Genomic DNA, 16,042 nt, shown 5'->3' on the forward strand with positions numbered 1-16,042 from the left:
AATTTGAATATTCTAAAATTTTCCTGTAAAATTATATTAATATGGATTTTTGGGAGGCACAGTCATTATGAATCAAGCAATTCCGTATACCTCACAAAGTATGATAGGGATTATTGTTCCTGGTATTTTGCAGGATACAATTAAAGACGCATTACGTGGATTCCCTAATATCCAGCCACACTATTTTTTAACACAAGACTTTATAATGACGGATGAGTTACAGCGATTTATATACGAATATGAAATGCTTGTCGCTGCAGATCCTTATATTTTTCAGCAATTAAAGTTATATGATTCTTCTTTGCAACTTTATCAAATTAATAGTAGAGCGCTTCAGCTTTACGAATTACTGTTAACCCATAAATTACAAAATGAACAGAAAGATTACTGTTTTGACTTGCTGCAACAAAGTACCATTTTGTCGATTACACATCAATTACAGCATAAAATTGATTTTGTATTTTCTGTTGGCGAAACAGTTGAAGCCATATTAGATAATCATATGAGACATGCTAAACTTGGCTACTACCCTGTAACTACGATTGCATCTGTCTATGAATTATTATGTGAGCACAATATCGAATGTCGCTATTTAATTCCGACAAAACAAGAATTGATTGTTGCTTTCGAAAGGGTCCTATTGGCTTCTAAAGGGCGACAAAACAAAGAAAGCCAGATTGTATATGGTTTAATTCAATTTGAATCAATCGTTAAACAAGAACAGTCTAAAGTGGAGCAAATACTGCAGCAGTTTACACAACAAATGGATGGTCATTTAATCATGTTGAATCCATTACAATATAGTTTTATTACGACACGTGGACAATTTGAGCGTGAAACTTTAGGATACAAACATTTGCCGCTGCTTTCCCGCTTTACGGAAGAGCTGCATATCAACTGCACAATCGGTGTCGGTTTTGGGATCAATGCAAATGATTCCGGACGTCATGCAAAACAAGCTCTCTACCAGGCAAATGAAAACGGACCAAACCTTTGTTATATCGTGCGTGAAGACAATAGTGTAATCGGTCCGATCGATACGACGGTTTTTATTAACTATGAACAGTACCCGCTGGTCATAACGGATTTAAGATTATTGGAGCGGGCCGAAAAAGCCGGTATGTCTGCTTCCTATATATCCAAATTAATGGGTCGTATTATGAAGCACCAAAAATTTATTTATACGGCTGAAGAACTTGCTCAAACACTGAACATTACGTTACGTAGTGCAAATCGGATCCTACTAAAATGGCTAGATGCAGGACTTGTTGATATTATCGGCGAGGAAAAGGTAGCCCACCGCGGTCGTCCTAAACGCATCTACTATATCCAGTTTTTAGAAGATATTAAAAATCAGTGATTTTTGCTTGCAACATACTTTATTTGTTCTAATAGTTTAATTGTTTGTAATGTGTCTGTTTGATTAATGGCACTTTTTCTCTCTATAAAAAATTGCACTATCGCATCAATCAGATGATCATAAAATCGGATATCTCCTTCAGCAATTTCAAACCATTCACTTTGCTGCTGTGTATGTGCTACAAACTGAAAACTTTGATGATGCTGTAAGTAACCGCGAATTGTAGATACTGTTCCGTCTTGAAATGTTAACGTAATAAAGTGTTGCTGATTATTAAAGGTAACAGCTATGTCTTTGACAGAAGTTCCTTTTAACGCACTGATCATTTCCACAGCATGTATTCCATAGTAGGAATAGTCGAATTCCTGCAGCATCGGCAGAGGGGTTATAATGTCCACTGCCTCGATGCTTTTATGAGATTTTGCCAGTTGAATTTCTTCAGCAAAGCGTAATGCTGAGCAGCTCATCAAAGGTATTCCCTTTTCATTGGCAAGCTCTATAATAGAACTCGCCTGCTCATAATTTTGTGCCAATGGTTTATCGATAAATATAGGTTTATCAGATGCAGACAAATCTGCAAATTGCTCCAAATGCTGTGAGGCATCAACCGATGTAATGATAAACGCATCACAAATGTTTTCTAGTTCCTGTAGTGTAGTAATAAAAGGAATTCCATTTTTACGTAACTCCCATGAAATTCGGTCAACTCGGTTTCTGCTTAATTCAATCGAAGATCCTCCGCGATAGGCGAATAGCTCATGACCTTTTTTCTTCAGCCTTTCACTAAACGCTAATGCATGAGTTGAATCTGTTCCGATCATACCTATTTTCATAGAATCCCCCTATTTAATACCTGACATTGTAATCCCTTCTGTAAAATAACGTTGGAAGAAAATAAATATTAAAAATGTCGGTATAAATGAAATTGTTGCTCCTGCCATTTCGACACCGAAGTTCCCTTCTTTTCCAAGCATCGAGGCAAGACCAACTGTAACAGGGAACATCTTTTCATTTGTTAAATAAATTAATGGCTGGAATAAGTCATTCCAATTTGAAATAAAAGCAAAAGTTCCTACTGTCGCAATTACCGGAAATGACAGCGGCAAGATAATCTTGAAGAAGATTTGCCAGTCATTTGCACCGTCAATATAAGCGGCCTCTTCCAAATCTTTCGGTATCCCCTGTAAAAATTGTCGTACTAAAAATACCCCCATAATTGCCCATAATTCCGGTACAATCAATGCCCAATATGTATTAATCCATCCAAAATCGGCGAACATAATATATTTGGGAATAATAAATAACTGTTGTGGAATCATGATGACTGCCATGAAAATCCAAAAAATTGCTTCTTTACCCCAAAATTGCTTTTTCGCAAATATATAACCGAGTAGTGCCGCAAACAGCATTTGTGTAATAACAGGAATGACAGTAATAACGATAGAGTTCCAAATCCACCGTATAAAAATCCCATTTGTAAAAATTGTTATATAGTTTTGGATTGATGGATTGGTCGGCAGCCAAAACAGCGGATCAATCTGTGCCTGTTTCACTTCTTTTAATGACCCGAACACCATAATGATGAATGGCATTATAAAAATGACCGCTAATATTGCTAATGCTGTATAAGAGATTACTTTTTTCATTTATCTGCTCCTTCCCGCACCAGCTTAATAATAATTTGGATCTTTCCCAATATATTTACGTTGTATTAACGAGATAATTAGAATGATAAAGAACAACACATATGATAAAACTGCTGCATAGCTTAAATTCAAGCTTGTAAATCCTTGATGGTACAAGTAATACACGATTGTTGTTGTTGAGTAGTTCGGTCCCCCATTCGTTAACAAGAACGCCGAGTCGAAAATTTGGAATGAACCAATCGTTGTTGTAATCGCCACGTAAAAGTGAATAGGCTTTAACATCGGAAATGTAACTTTCCAGAAGATTTTCCATGGACTAGCACCATCGATACGTGCTGCTTCATACAATTGACGGTCGATGGATTGTAAACCCGCATAATAGTAAATCATTGTTGTACCCGCTACTTTAAAAATACTTAATCCTGCCAAGACTAGAAGTGCCTGTGATGAACTAGATAAAAACAGCTGCGGGTTAAATCCGACAAAACCGATTAAATAGTTGATAAAGCCATCTTCTGTCCCACGGAACAGCCATCCCCAAATTCCTGCGATAATTACGAATGATGTAACAACAGGCAAGAAAAACAACCCTTTGAAAAACCCTGAAAATTTAACCCCTGAATTAATGATTACTGCCAAAATTAGGCCAAGTGCCATTGTCGGAACTATATAATAGATGGAAAACTTAACAGTATTCCATATTGCTTTCCAAGCGATTTCATCATCAAGTAGACTTTTCCAATGTTTTAACCCAACGAACTCTGGGTCCCCGATAATTTTCCAGTCATGAAATGTTAAATAAAAACTTAAAACAAATGGGTATACTTGAAAAATGATAAAATGAATAATTACTGGAATGAGCACGACATAGACTAACAAATTTTTATTTAGCTCTCTTTTTATCCGTGCACTAAGTGATTGTTTAGAAGTTGTAGAGGTCACATGCCTCACCCTTTCTGTACTTGAAGTAATGAGAGAGTTTGATCTTCTAGACCAAACTCTCCTTTTAAATTATTTGTTAATTAACTTATCAATTGCGTCTGCCGATTTATCCGCAGCTTCCTGAGGAGATTGTTTTCCTTCTAACATTGCTTGAATTTCCGCTTGAACTAAAGGCATAATATTACGGCCTTCTGGATGAATAATACCTGGCTTCGCATATTGTGTGTACTCCGCTAACTGAGCCATGTATTGTTGTGAATCGAAAATATCCTTCGCTTCATCACGTGTCGGGATATATTGTGTAATATTATTGAATGTACGTTGGTTATCTGTGTTTGTAACATACTTCATGAACTCTGCCGCAGCTTCCGGATTTTTAGAAATCGCCGAACCTACAAACATCCCAACAGTACCGTAAGTTAACTGCTCTGCATCTTTTAATGGAGGAGCAATAACAAAGTCAAATGGCTTCTCAGCTAATAAACGGTTTACCGAAATCCCAGAACCATTTACAGCTAATAATTTTCCGCCGAAGTATAGTGAGTCATGATCAAGCGCCGTAATTGAATCTTGAGGAATCCATCCCTTTGTATACATTTCGTTAATTAATTCAAATGACTTAACTGCTTCAGGCTTGTTAATTAAGATGTTATTATCTTCATCAATTACGTTACCGCCAGCTTGCCATAAAAATGGATAAAGCGTGTTATTTAAAGAACCTCCACCTGCATATGAGAAAGCATAATAACCTGCTGCTTTTGCCTTTTCAGCTAAAGCTTTAAATTCATCCCATGTTGTCGGAAGGCTGTTTTCATCTACGCCTAATTCCGTCAAAATATTTTTGTTATAAATTAAAGACTCTGCCGTTTGTAAAATTGGCATCCCATACTGTTTGCCTTTCCAGCTTGTTGCTTCGATGGCAGTCGGTACGAAGCCGCTTAACTCTTCATCTGTAACATATTGCGATATATCTAAAATTAATTGTTGCTCTGCATATTGTGGCATCTGGTCGGGAATTACATAGAATACGTCCGGACCTTGACCAGCCGCTAAAGCTGTTAAGATTTTTTGGTCACGATTTGCCCAAGGAATTTGTTCGAAGTTTACTTTAACCCCTGTTTCTGCTTCAAAGTCCGATGCAAATGTTTTCCACATATCCCCTTCACCTGTTGAGCCGTCTGTATAAGGGTGTGCCCAAACTGTGATTTCACCTGATAATCCTGAAGACTCTTCTGTATCTGTGTTAGCGCTTCCATTATCCGAATTGGTATTCGCATCTGTCGTTGTCGTTTCATCTTCGCTACATGCAGCCATAACAACAGAAAGCACTAATACTAAAAATAGCAGTCCCAACTTTTTAAAAATTGTATTACTCATAACCCATCCCCCTTTTCATTTTCCCTCTGTATAAAAATAGCAAAATAGCTATTTTTTCCAGACTACAAAAAAACGAGGAGGAACTCAAGTCCATTAAAAGTCCTTAATTTAAATTGTACAATTTTTCAGACTTATTTAATTTATAATAATAGCAAGGGGGGGATCATTATGACATTTTGGGACGGCTTTTACAGTTTTGGTGTTAAGCTATTAAAAATAATTTACTTGAACTTTCTATGGCTGTTTTTTTCTGCGATCGGACTTTTCGCTTTCGGTCTGTTTCCAGCGACGATTGCATTATTTACGATTACAAGACAATTTCTGCTCGATATTGATAAGCCGATTACTCGAACATTTTGGGAAGTGTATAAAAATGAGTGGGTTAGAGGAAATGGGTATGCGGTGATTAGCTATATTATCGTGCTCATTTTAGCAATCGACTTTTATGCTATTTATATGTTTGACTCTTTATCGATTCTTCTTATTCCAACTTTCATCATTGCCTTTATCATTTTTGGTACGTTGTTTTTCTTCTTTCCTGTATACGTCCATTTTGATCTAGCATTTTTGCCAATGATAAAACAAGCATTTTTATTTACGATTACTTCGCCTTTCACAGTCATTTTAAATGCGTTAAGTATCGTATTGATCTATGGCATTTTCAACATTATGCCAGGTGCAATCCCTTTATTTGCCGGAAGTGTGGTTAGTTTGTTCGTGATGAAATTCTCGCTTCGTTCCTTTAAGAAAATTGAACAAGGGAAAGTATCGGAGGCTGTAACATGATGAACGGACTGCACCCTGAACTATTTGAAAGTATTAATCGTAAATTAAAAAATTCTCGTACATTCGAGCAGCTGATCATGAACAGATCATTTGTCCATTTTTCAGAGCAAAATTACCAACTTGAAAATTGCTCAATCGAAGAAATGATGATAGGAAATATACGAATCATCCGTATACAGCCGAAGAATGCAGTACAAAATATGCCAGGCTTTATTTGGTTTCATGGCGGGGGTATGGTGTTCGGCAGTCCGGATGACAGCTTACCTTATGTAACAGATTTTGTACAACACTTCCAAGCGGTAGTGTTCATCCCGCAATATCGTCTCGCTCCGGAAAATCCTTATCCTGCTGCTTTAGAAGACGGGTATGAGCTGTTAAAGTGGATTAGTGAACATGCAAGTAGTCTGAATATAGATCCAATGAAAATAATTATAAGTGGTGGCAGTGCCGGGGGAAATTTGGCATTGGCCATTGCTTTAAAATCACGAGATGAAATAGGCCCAAAAATAGCAGCGGTTTTACCGTTGTACCCGATGCTGGATGCAAAAGAAAGGCCATTTCATAAAAAGTTTACTTCACCTGCTATATGGAATGCAGAAAAAAACAAAAAAAGTTGGCGTGCTTATTTACCGGGTACCGACAATATTTCTCCATACGCATCGCCTTTTTATGCGAATGTTGAAGGACTTCCGCCTGTTTATACATTTATCGGAACTCACGATTTATTTTACGAGGAAGTATGTGAGTTTGTGGATAAGCTACAGCAAGCCCGTGTACAAGTCCAATTTGATATTTATCAAGGGTGTACACACGGATTTGATTTAGAAGAAATACCTATTGCCCGTGAAGCGAAAAATCGGCTTTTAAATATTATTTCGAAATTATTAAAGTAACCGCAATGTGGAGGCCCGTAGTATTTATCACGGACCTCCATTTTTTATGCCAATCCACTATATGGATAAAGCAAATTATTAGGATACACAATTTCTTTTTGATTTTTTACAAACATTGCCCCATCATCTATAAACACATCTTGCGCGACAGGAAGCTTTATATCATCCGGGGTAAAGCACAGCCTGATCTGTTCAGATTGAATTGGTAAACAACCGAGTATTCCCTGTATATTAACCGGCTCTTTAGAAATCACATCAATTAACTCCGCATGTTGGGCTGTTTCATTTAAAATGACAAATGCCTGAAAGTTTGGCACATAGTAAATACAATCTTGGTATTGGGTCAATGCATGGAACATCACAATATTTTCATTTTGAACCATACTCATTTTCTGACTAACAGGTTTTCTAAACACAGTTGTTTCATAAAATATGTTTCTTGTCGGTTTATCTTCCAAGTTAACTTTCTTTACTTCTGTATAAACCGGTTCAATGTCTTTTTTATCCACAGTAAATATAGATTGCGTCCGAGTTTCAAAACCAAACTTCGGATAAAAGTCCAATACTGTTTTGTTTGCAAACAAGTATATGATATTTGCATCCACATGATCTTCCATAACCTTTTCCATAAGCTGACGCGATAATCCTTTTCCTTGGAATGTTGGATTTGTCATAACAGTTCCAATTTGAACTGCTTTATACTGCCTACCATCCAAAATCATCGTTCCATGACTGGTAGAAACATTGGCTACTATCTCACCTTCTGCTTCCAATACATAAGGACAATATGAATCGTTCCAATACCCTAGCTCATCCCATTGTCTAAAATCCAAACCAAAAGTATCATTTGCCAGTTTAAAGAAACTCCCTTTCAGCTGCGGATTAAGGCGCACAGCGTCCCCTTTTAGGAAATTCACTTCAATCCCTCCTTTTAAAATTGCTATTTTCGTAAATTATATTTCCTTCTGAAACAGTTAATACAACTTCTTCGTTTTCGTTAACTATATAAAAGTCAGCATCTTTACCAATTTCAATTGACCCTTTATTTTCAAACAACCCTAACAGCTTTGCACTGTTAGTTGCAGTCAGCTTAGCTAGTGTCACATCTGATAATCCGATCCAGTCTTTCATATTTTTTCTGGCCTTGTTTAAATTCAGCGTACTTCCAGCAAGCGCGTCACTCCCGACTAATTTACATAAGCCATCTTCTACCCGGACTTGTTGTCCACCTAAATCATAAATACCGTCTGTTAATCCGGTTGCGCGCATACTGTCTGATATTAATATCATTCGGTCTTCACCAATCGTGTCGTAAATAAAGCGAATCATGTCCGGATGAATATGAAATCCGTCAGCAATAATTTCCAGCATACACTCACTTTGCATTAATGCAACCTGCAAGCCGGGCTCCCGGTGATGGATCGGCCTCATTCCATTACAAAAATGAGTGGCATTCTGAATAAGCTGTTGTCCCAATAATGCCTTTGTCTCAGCATAGGTCGCATCTGAGTGACCAATGGATACTACAATGTCGTTATGTTTTAAGTACGTTGCAAGCTTATGGCCTTTATCTTGCTCTGCCGCTAGTGTAACAAGCTTAATTTCGTATTGGGCAGACCTGTTTAGATGGTCAAATTTGTCTACAGAAGGTTTTATAATAAACTGATCGGACTGTGCCCCTTTTTGAATCGGGTTAATGAAAGGACCTTCTAAATGTATGCCAGCAATTTTTGCACCTTTTACATTGTTTTTCATATTCGCAATCGCTTGTACAACACGCTTGATTTGATTTTCTTCCGCAGTCATCGTTGTCGCTAAAAAGGTTGTCACCCCGTGTTTTGCAAGTGCCGTACTGATCGTATTTAGACTGCTTTCCTCTCCGTCCATTACATCAGCACCGGATATTCCGTGAATATGCTGATCAATCATCCCCGGCATCATTTTATAAGCTGTCTTTGTTTCTACCAGTTCGACCTGTTCAGGTAATTCACCACTTTTGCAAAACTGAACTATTTTTCCACCTTCAATTACAGCGTAACAGTCATCCTCTATCCGCTGTTCCCGGACAATTTGAAGTGGTCCAATACACCATGTTTTTTCCATGAACATTTCCCCCCTCTACCGCATCTTATACATTTCCCATTATTAGCCTACCCTTATCATTTTTCAAGAAAATTCCTTTTAGAACAAAATAAAGAGGTTGGGAAAGAAGTAGAATAATAATTGGTTAAGGAGAAACGGAAATTTTTTAACGATCAATAATAAAATGCTATTTTTCTCTAAGAGAAAAATAGCATTTTTGGGTTATGTCCTACCCTCTTCTTAGAAAAAAATTAACGTTTATTAATTTCTTCCATTAAGATTTGGTTTGTTAATTGTGGGTTTGCCTGACCTTTAGAAGCTTTCATAATTTGGCCAAGAAGTGCTTTAATCGCACGGTCTTTACCAGCTTTGAAGTCTTCTACTGATTTTGCATCATTATCAAGAACAGTTGTTACGAAACCACGGATTACTTCCGGATCAGAAATTTGAACTAAGCCTTTTTCCTTCACAATTTTCGCAGCGTCTCCACCATTCGTTACTAACTCAGTGAATACTTTTTTCGCGATTTTAGAAGAAATTGTACCGTCCGAAATTAATTTCACCATACCAGCCAAGTTTTCCGGTGTTAGAGCTGTATTTTTCAGCTCTTTTTGTTCTGCATTTAAGTATGCAGAAATATCACCCATTAACCAGTTAGCTGATAATTTCGCATCAGCACCTGCGTTTACAGTTGCATCAAAGAAATCTGAAATCTCTTTGTTTACTACAAGTACGTTTGCATCATAATCATTTAAGCCTAATTCAGAAACATAACGTGCTTTACGAGCATCCGGTAATTCTGGAATCTCGTTACGTACGCGCTCTACCCATTCATCAGAAATTGAAAGACGCACTAAGTCCGGCTCTGGGAAGTAACGGTAATCATCTGTGCCTTCTTTAACACGCATAAGAATTGTTTTACCTGTTTTCTCATCAAAACGGCGTGTTTCCTGCTCAATAACGCCACCAGCCATTAATACTTCTGCTTGGCGGATTTCTTCGTGCTCTAAACCACGACGTACAAAGTTGAATGAGTTTAAGTTTTTAAGCTCCGTTTTCGTACCGAACTCTTCTTGACCGTATGGACGGATTGAAATGTTCGCATCACAACGCAGAGAACCTTCCTCCATACGTACGTCAGAAACGCCTGTATATTGGATGATTGATTTTACTTTTTCAAGATAAGCATACGCTTCGTCTGGCGTGCGGATATCCGGCTCAGAAACGATTTCTACTAATGGCGTACCTTGACGGTTTAAGTCCACTAAAGAATAGCCATCAGCATGCGTTAATTTACCTGCATCTTCTTCCATGTGAAGACGTGTAATACCGATTTTCTTTTTGTAGCCTGGAGTATCACCTTTAGCTGGAATTTCGATTTCTACCCAACCGTTTTTACCGATTGGCTTATCAAATTGTGAAATTTGGTAAGCTTTCGGATTGTCCGGATAGAAGTAGTTTTTACGGTCGAACTTAGTTTCCTGTTCGATTTCCATGTTTAATGCTAAAGAAGCACGCATAGCGTAATCTACTACTTGTTTATTTAATACTGGTAAAACACCTGGATAACCAAGGTCGATTACTGTTGTATTTGTGTTTGGTTCCGCACCAAAGTGGTTTGGACTGCTAGAGAAGATTTTTGAGTTTGTTTTTAACTCAACGTGAATCTCTAAGCCAATGACTGTTTCAAAGTTCATTTTATTTTACCTCCCATAATGCTGGAGTTTGTTTAGCGAAATCTGTTTGTTGCTCATAAGCATATGCCACACGGTAAAGTGTTTCTTCATCGAAATGCTTACCGATAATTTGTAAACCTAATGGTAATCCGTTTTCAAAACCGCATGGAACTGAAATTGCCGGTACACCTGCTAAGTTGATTGGAATTGTTAAAATATCGTTTGCGTACATTGTCATTGGGTCGTCAATGTTTGCACCAATAGCGAATGCTGGTGTTGGTGCAGTTGGCCCGATGATTACATCATAGTTTTCGAACACTTTGTCATAATCAGCTTTGATTAAAGTACGTGCTTGTTGTGCTTTTTTATAGTAAGCATCATACGTACCAGCTGATAATGAATATGTTCCAAGCATAATACGACGTTTTACCTCATCGCCGAAACCTTCAGCACGAGATTGTTTGTACAGCTCTAATAAGTTTTTCGCGTTTTCTGAACGGTAGCCGTAACGAATACCATCGAAACGTGAAAGGTTTGAAGATGCTTCTGATGAAGAAAGGATGTAATAAGCTGCTAACGCGTATTTAGAGTGTGGTAATGATACCTCTTCTACTGTAGCACCTAACCCTTTTAATACTTCCAATGCATCAAGAACCGACTGTTTTGCTGCTTCGCCAACGCCTTCACCTAGGAATTCTTTTGGTACAGCAATTTTTAAGCCTTTAATATTACCGTCTAAAGCGGCTGCATAGTTTGGTACAGGCACATCCGCAGAAGTAGAATCCATTTCGTCTACACCTGAGATTGCTTCAAGTAATAATGCATTGTCTTTTACATTGCGTGTAATTGGTCCGATTTGGTCTAAAGAAGATGCGAATGCAACTAAACCAAAACGTGATACACGACCATATGTAGGTTTCATTCCTACAACACCACAGTAGGCTGCTGGTTGACGGATTGATCCACCCGTATCAGAACCTAGTGAAAATGGTACTTCACCCGCTGCAACTGCAGCTGCAGATGCACCTGAAGAACCACCTGGCACATGCGAAAGGTTCCATGGGTTTTTAGTTGTTTTATAAGCCGAGTTTTCATTTGAAGAACCCATTGCGAATTCATCCATATTCAATTTACCGACTGTGATCATGCCTGCATCACGTAATTTTTTTACGATTGTTGCATCGTAAATTGGCATAAAACCTTCCAGAATTTTAGAAGCACAAGTTGTTTCCAATCCTTCTGTTACGATATTATCCTTTACACCAATCGGCATACCGAATAATGGACCGCGCTCCTCAAAAGGAACTTGATCTAATTCAGCTGCTTTTGCAGTTGCTTGTTCTTTATTTAATGCTAAGAAAGCTTGTACATCGCCGTCCAACTTTTCAATGCGGTCAAACGCTTCGTTTGTTAAATCCGCAATTGTTAGTTCACCCGACTTTAAGCTCTCTTGCAATTGTGCTGATGTGCGCTCAAATACTGTCATGCGAGTGGTTCCTCCTATTACTCCATAATTGATGGTACTTTAATTTGACCTGCTTCTTGTTCTTTTACGTTCAGCATTACTTTTTCAAGAGGTAAGCCTTCTTTTGCTACGTCCTCACGAAGTACGTTCACTAAAGGTAAAACATGTGAAGTCGGTTCTACATTTGTTGTATCTAATTCATTTAACTGCTCTGCGAAATCAGTAATTTTCCCTAGTTGTTCAGCAAATTTCTCTGCTTCCTCTTCTGTAATAGCAAGGCGAGCTAAGTGTGCTACGTGTTTTACTTCTTCTTTCGAAATTTTTGCCATTTGTTACACCTCCAAGTTATCGAATCAAATATACCTCGGCAAAATCCGGATCATCCGCCGGGTCTATATGTGGAGTCAGTGATTGTTTTGGATACCCGCTGATTCTACATAAACCATGCCCATAATGATAACATTTTTCCATGTAAAAATCTCCGCTTTAGGAAAAAATCCAGCAAACAATCCCCCACTTATGACGTTTTTTCGCCAAATTAACGCATTAACGTAATGAAGTAGATTTCTTTTACAAAAAGAAAATACCACACTCGTAAAAGTATGGTATTTTTCGAAAGATTTTACTCATAAATATGAATAAAAGGTTCATCTTCATTTGGTTCTTTAATAATCAGTACTTCGGGTCCGTTAACAGAGGTAATGCTCACCGAAATATACAGGTCAAGTGGTAAATGATTAAGCATTAAACCGGTCAAATACTGGGTAAATCCTGTAATTTCAGCTGTTCCGTAAAACTGGATCGGAATTTCGATATCAAGCTTCTGGACCTTTTTGTTCTGGTAAAAGCCAGTCGCAAACACGCTCGTGAAGTTTGAGAAATACTTGTCGACATCTTGTTTGAAGTTTTGGAAATTCGTATTCAGGTCACGATATACATCATCCGGTGAACTCATCGGGAAAGTAACGTATTTTTCATCGATTACCTTCCATTCACCCAATTCTGTCTTTCCTTTATCCGCAAAATTATAATCCGTATACGTTCCCGGCACAATTGCATTTCTTTCAGCTTGTTTAAATAGAGCAATGACGATTGGAACATCTGCCAGTTCCGGACGGGCACGCAATCGATTGATCACTTCCTGCGCTATTTTTTTACCTTCTGCATCTATTTTTGCATCCGGAATTTTCTCTTCAAAAAATTCTCCATACTGCTCTTTTTGATAATAGTAAACTGAATTTAATGCTAAACCGATTGAAACACCAGCCAGCTTTACTTTGTTCTCATCGGTTTTTGTTAAATAATTTTGTTCCACAATATGTGCCAAATAAACTGGCGCTTCTGTCGCTTTTACAGTCGGATCCATTTCCTTGCCTGTCGCCTCATCCACACTTGATGGGTTTAGACCTTGGTACTCCGGTCCTTTATCTTCAGTTTGATTTGGACGGGCCAGCCAGTATTTCAATGTTTCTTCATCTAAATACTGACCTTCCTGGAAGTAATAGTTTTCCGTATCAAAATGATTTTGCGAAATACGCATTAAGCCTGTTTCGACTTCCTTCATATCGTACTTCGTATAAATATTGGAAACAACTAAACCACGGCTTGCACTTTCCTTATATGGAATCAATGTACGATAAAATTTATCGTTTATTTGCATATTCGGGATAATTGTTGTTTCCACAGCTTGTTCTGTATCTGATTCTTGCGTCAGTTCAGTATCAGGTGTGAGGTTTGGCGCACACGCTGACAACATCGCCGCTACAATTATCGCAGGTATCCAGCGATAACGTTTCATGAGAGCAAGTCCCCTTTACTATATTAATTGTTCGATTAGGCGCACTTCATCCCAAATTTCAATGCCTAAGCTTTGTGCCTTTTCTAGCTTCGAGCCTGCATCTTCTCCGACAATTACAAGGTCTGTTTTTTTACTGACACTCCCTGCAACCGTACCACCTAACTGTTCTATTTTCGCCTTTGCTTCGTTACGTGTCAATTGCTGTAATTTGCCTGTCAGTACAATTGTTTTACCAGCAAAAGGATTTGCCCCTGCTTCCACGACAATTTTCTTGCCTTTATAGCTCATATTTAAGCCAAATCCTTTTAGGCGTTCGATTAATTGTTGTACTTGCTCGTTTGCAAAATACGCGACAATCGATTCGGCCATTTTATCGCCAATTTCATGAATATCTTTCAAATCTTCTTCAGTGGCAACCATTAATGCATCGATTGTTTCAAAATGTGCTGCCAAAATCTTAGCTGCTTTTTCACCAACATGGCGAATGCCAAGACCGAATAATAGTCGTTCCAGCGAATTGCCCTTTGACTGAATAAGTGCTTCAACTAAATTTGTCGCCGATTTTTGCCCCATTCGCTCCAGGTTGATCAGTTGTTCTACTGTCAGTTCATATAGTCCTGCTACATCTTGAATATAGCCTTCTCTCAGCAGCTGTTCTACTACCTTCTCGCCAAGACCGTCGATATTCATCGCATTGCGGGAAACGAAATGCTTCACACCTTCCGCAATTTGTGCAGGACATTGTGGATTCACGCAGCGCAATGCTACATCAGTATCAATGCGTACAACTTCTTCATCACATGCGGGACAATGTGTCGGCATTTTATATGGTACTGCGTCATCCGGGCGCTGTTCCAGAACAACCCCCACAATTTGCGGAATAATATCCCCCGCTTTCCGCACAATGACCGTATCATCGATTCGAATGTCCTTTTCACGAATCAGGTCTTCATTGTGCAATGATGCACGGCTCACAGTAGTTCCCGCTACAAGTACCGGTGTTAAAATCGCTGTCGGAGTAATAACGCCCGTACGACCTACCGTCAGTTCGATATCCAGTAATTTTGTTATCACTTCTTCAGCCGGGAATTTGTAGGCAATTGCCCAACGCGGCGATTTTGCCGTAAAGCCAAGCTCATCTTGGTGGGCATAGCGATTCACTTTAATGACGATACCATCAATTTCATACGATAAATTTGGGCGCGCTTCTGTCCACTTTTCTATAAACGCCAAAACGTCCTCAATAGTTTCGCAATACTCACGCTCTTTATTTGATGGAAAACCTAGCTCCTCCAAATACTTGAGCATTTCCCAATGACCGTCGATTCCATAGCTTTCTCCATCCCCGCCAACTGCATATATAAAAGTCGATAAATTTCGGCTTGCCGCAATTTTTGGGTCTAATTGACGCAACGATCCTGCTGCCGCATTTCGAGGGTTTGCAAATAGCTCTTCGCCATTTTCAGCTCGACGTTCGTTCAGTTTCTCGAAAGATTTTTTCGGCATATAGGCTTCGCCGCGCACTTCTAATGTTACTGGTTCATTTAAACGTAAAGGAATGGCACGGATTGTCTTCAGATTGGCTGTAATATCTTCACCAACCGTTCCGTCACCACGCGTAGCGCCTTGTACAAAAACCCCGTTTTCATAGCGTAAAGATATGGCCAAACCATCAATTTTCAGTTCACATACATAGGAGTAATTTTTACCGATTGCCTGCTCGATTTTCCGGTCAAAATCACGCAAATCTTCTTCATTGAAGGCATTCGATAAACTAAGCATTGCTGTTTCATGCGTTACCTTTTTAAAGCCTTCCAATACCATGCCACCGACACGCTGAGTAGGAGAATCAGGATAAATAAATTCCGGATTTGCTTCTTCTAATGCGATAAGTTCATGTAAAAGCTGATCATATACACTATCTTCTACTACCGGTTTATCCAGTACATAATACGCATAGCCATACTCATGAAGAAGCTTGTTTAATTCCGCAATTCTTTGTTCTATTTCATTCATC

14 protein-coding genes are annotated in these 16,042 nt (G+C 38.5%); 3 read left to right on the forward strand and 11 right to left on the reverse strand.

What is annotated here, in order from left to right; all coding sequences use genetic code 11:
* Positions 1 to 67: 67 nt before the first annotated feature.
* Positions 68 to 1,360 carry a hypothetical protein gene (locus tag MKY07_RS17670; protein ID WP_014822602.1) on the forward strand — a complete coding sequence of 431 codons (1,293 nt, stop codon included), beginning with the start codon at positions 68 to 70 and terminating at the stop codon, positions 1,358 to 1,360.
* Here the strand turns inward: MKY07_RS17670 and MKY07_RS17675 are convergent.
* The 4 genes from MKY07_RS17675 to MKY07_RS17690 all read right to left on the reverse strand — a co-directional run bounded on the left by MKY07_RS17675 (position 1,354) and on the right by MKY07_RS17690 (position 5,325).
* The gene (locus tag MKY07_RS17675; protein WP_014822601.1) at positions 1,354 to 2,193 is read right to left on the reverse strand and encodes a Gfo/Idh/MocA family oxidoreductase; all 840 of its coding nucleotides are present in this window, start codon (positions 2,191 to 2,193) and stop codon (positions 1,354 to 1,356) included. The genes MKY07_RS17670 and MKY07_RS17675 overlap by 7 nt on opposite strands.
* A gap of 9 nt (positions 2,194 to 2,202) precedes the next feature.
* Positions 2,203 to 3,006 (reverse strand): carbohydrate ABC transporter permease, encoded by an 804-nt coding sequence (locus tag MKY07_RS17680; RefSeq protein WP_014822600.1) that lies wholly within the window; start codon positions 3,004 to 3,006, stop codon positions 2,203 to 2,205.
* Positions 3,007 to 3,030: 24 nt separating this feature from the next.
* Entirely contained in the window at positions 3,031 to 3,948 is a 918-nt protein-coding gene (locus MKY07_RS17685; protein WP_008409006.1) for a sugar ABC transporter permease, read from the reverse strand.
* A gap of 69 nt (positions 3,949 to 4,017) precedes the next feature.
* Complete coding sequence (locus tag MKY07_RS17690) at positions 4,018 to 5,325, reverse strand: sugar ABC transporter substrate-binding protein (RefSeq protein ID WP_008409008.1); 1,308 nt, start codon at positions 5,323 to 5,325, stop codon at positions 4,018 to 4,020.
* A 168-nt stretch (positions 5,326 to 5,493) separates the two neighbouring features.
* Between MKY07_RS17690 and MKY07_RS17695 the strand changes: the two genes are divergently transcribed.
* Positions 5,494 to 6,111, forward strand: coding sequence for a DUF624 domain-containing protein (locus MKY07_RS17695; RefSeq protein ID WP_339263282.1), 618 nt, complete (start codon positions 5,494 to 5,496; stop codon positions 6,109 to 6,111).
* Complete coding sequence (locus tag MKY07_RS17700; protein WP_339263283.1) at positions 6,108 to 7,004, forward strand: alpha/beta hydrolase; 897 nt, start codon at positions 6,108 to 6,110, stop codon at positions 7,002 to 7,004. The genes MKY07_RS17695 and MKY07_RS17700 overlap by 4 nt, the downstream gene beginning before the upstream one ends.
* Before the next feature lie 44 nt (positions 7,005 to 7,048).
* Here the strand turns inward: MKY07_RS17700 and MKY07_RS17705 are convergent, their stop codons facing one another.
* The 7 genes from MKY07_RS17705 to ligA form a co-directional block, all read right to left on the reverse strand.
* On the reverse strand, positions 7,049 to 7,921 hold the full coding sequence (locus MKY07_RS17705; protein WP_339263284.1) for a GNAT family N-acetyltransferase: 873 nt from the start codon (positions 7,919 to 7,921) through the stop codon (positions 7,049 to 7,051).
* Between the two features lies 1 nt (position 7,922).
* Positions 7,923 to 9,107, reverse strand: a complete 1,185-nt coding sequence (nagA, locus tag MKY07_RS17710; protein ID WP_339263285.1) for an N-acetylglucosamine-6-phosphate deacetylase — start codon at positions 9,105 to 9,107, stop codon at positions 7,923 to 7,925.
* A 230-nt stretch (positions 9,108 to 9,337) separates the two neighbouring features.
* Positions 9,338 to 10,783 carry an Asp-tRNA(Asn)/Glu-tRNA(Gln) amidotransferase subunit GatB gene (gene gatB / locus MKY07_RS17715; RefSeq protein ID WP_008409014.1) on the reverse strand — a complete coding sequence of 482 codons (1,446 nt, stop codon included), beginning with the start codon at positions 10,781 to 10,783 and terminating at the stop codon, positions 9,338 to 9,340.
* A 1-nt stretch (position 10,784) separates the two neighbouring features.
* On the reverse strand, positions 10,785 to 12,248 hold the full coding sequence (gene gatA, locus MKY07_RS17720) for an Asp-tRNA(Asn)/Glu-tRNA(Gln) amidotransferase subunit GatA (RefSeq protein WP_339263286.1): 1,464 nt from the start codon (positions 12,246 to 12,248) through the stop codon (positions 10,785 to 10,787).
* 17 nt (positions 12,249 to 12,265) lie between these two features.
* A complete protein-coding gene (gene gatC / locus MKY07_RS17725; protein ID WP_008408705.1) occupies positions 12,266 to 12,556 on the reverse strand; it encodes an Asp-tRNA(Asn)/Glu-tRNA(Gln) amidotransferase subunit GatC in 291 nt (96 codons plus the stop codon).
* 293 nt (positions 12,557 to 12,849) lie between these two features.
* Positions 12,850 to 14,025 (reverse strand): CamS family sex pheromone protein, encoded by a 1,176-nt coding sequence (locus MKY07_RS17730; protein WP_008408707.1) that lies wholly within the window; start codon positions 14,023 to 14,025, stop codon positions 12,850 to 12,852.
* A gap of 18 nt (positions 14,026 to 14,043) precedes the next feature.
* On the reverse strand, positions 14,044 to 16,041 hold the full coding sequence (gene ligA, locus MKY07_RS17735) for an NAD-dependent DNA ligase LigA (protein WP_339263287.1): 1,998 nt from the start codon (positions 16,039 to 16,041) through the stop codon (positions 14,044 to 14,046).
* Between the last annotated feature and the right edge of the window lies 1 nt (position 16,042).

The organism is Solibacillus sp. FSL W7-1472, from assembly GCF_037969775.1.
GTDB classification, from domain to species: domain Bacteria; phylum Bacillota; class Bacilli; order Bacillales_A; family Planococcaceae; genus Solibacillus; species Solibacillus silvestris.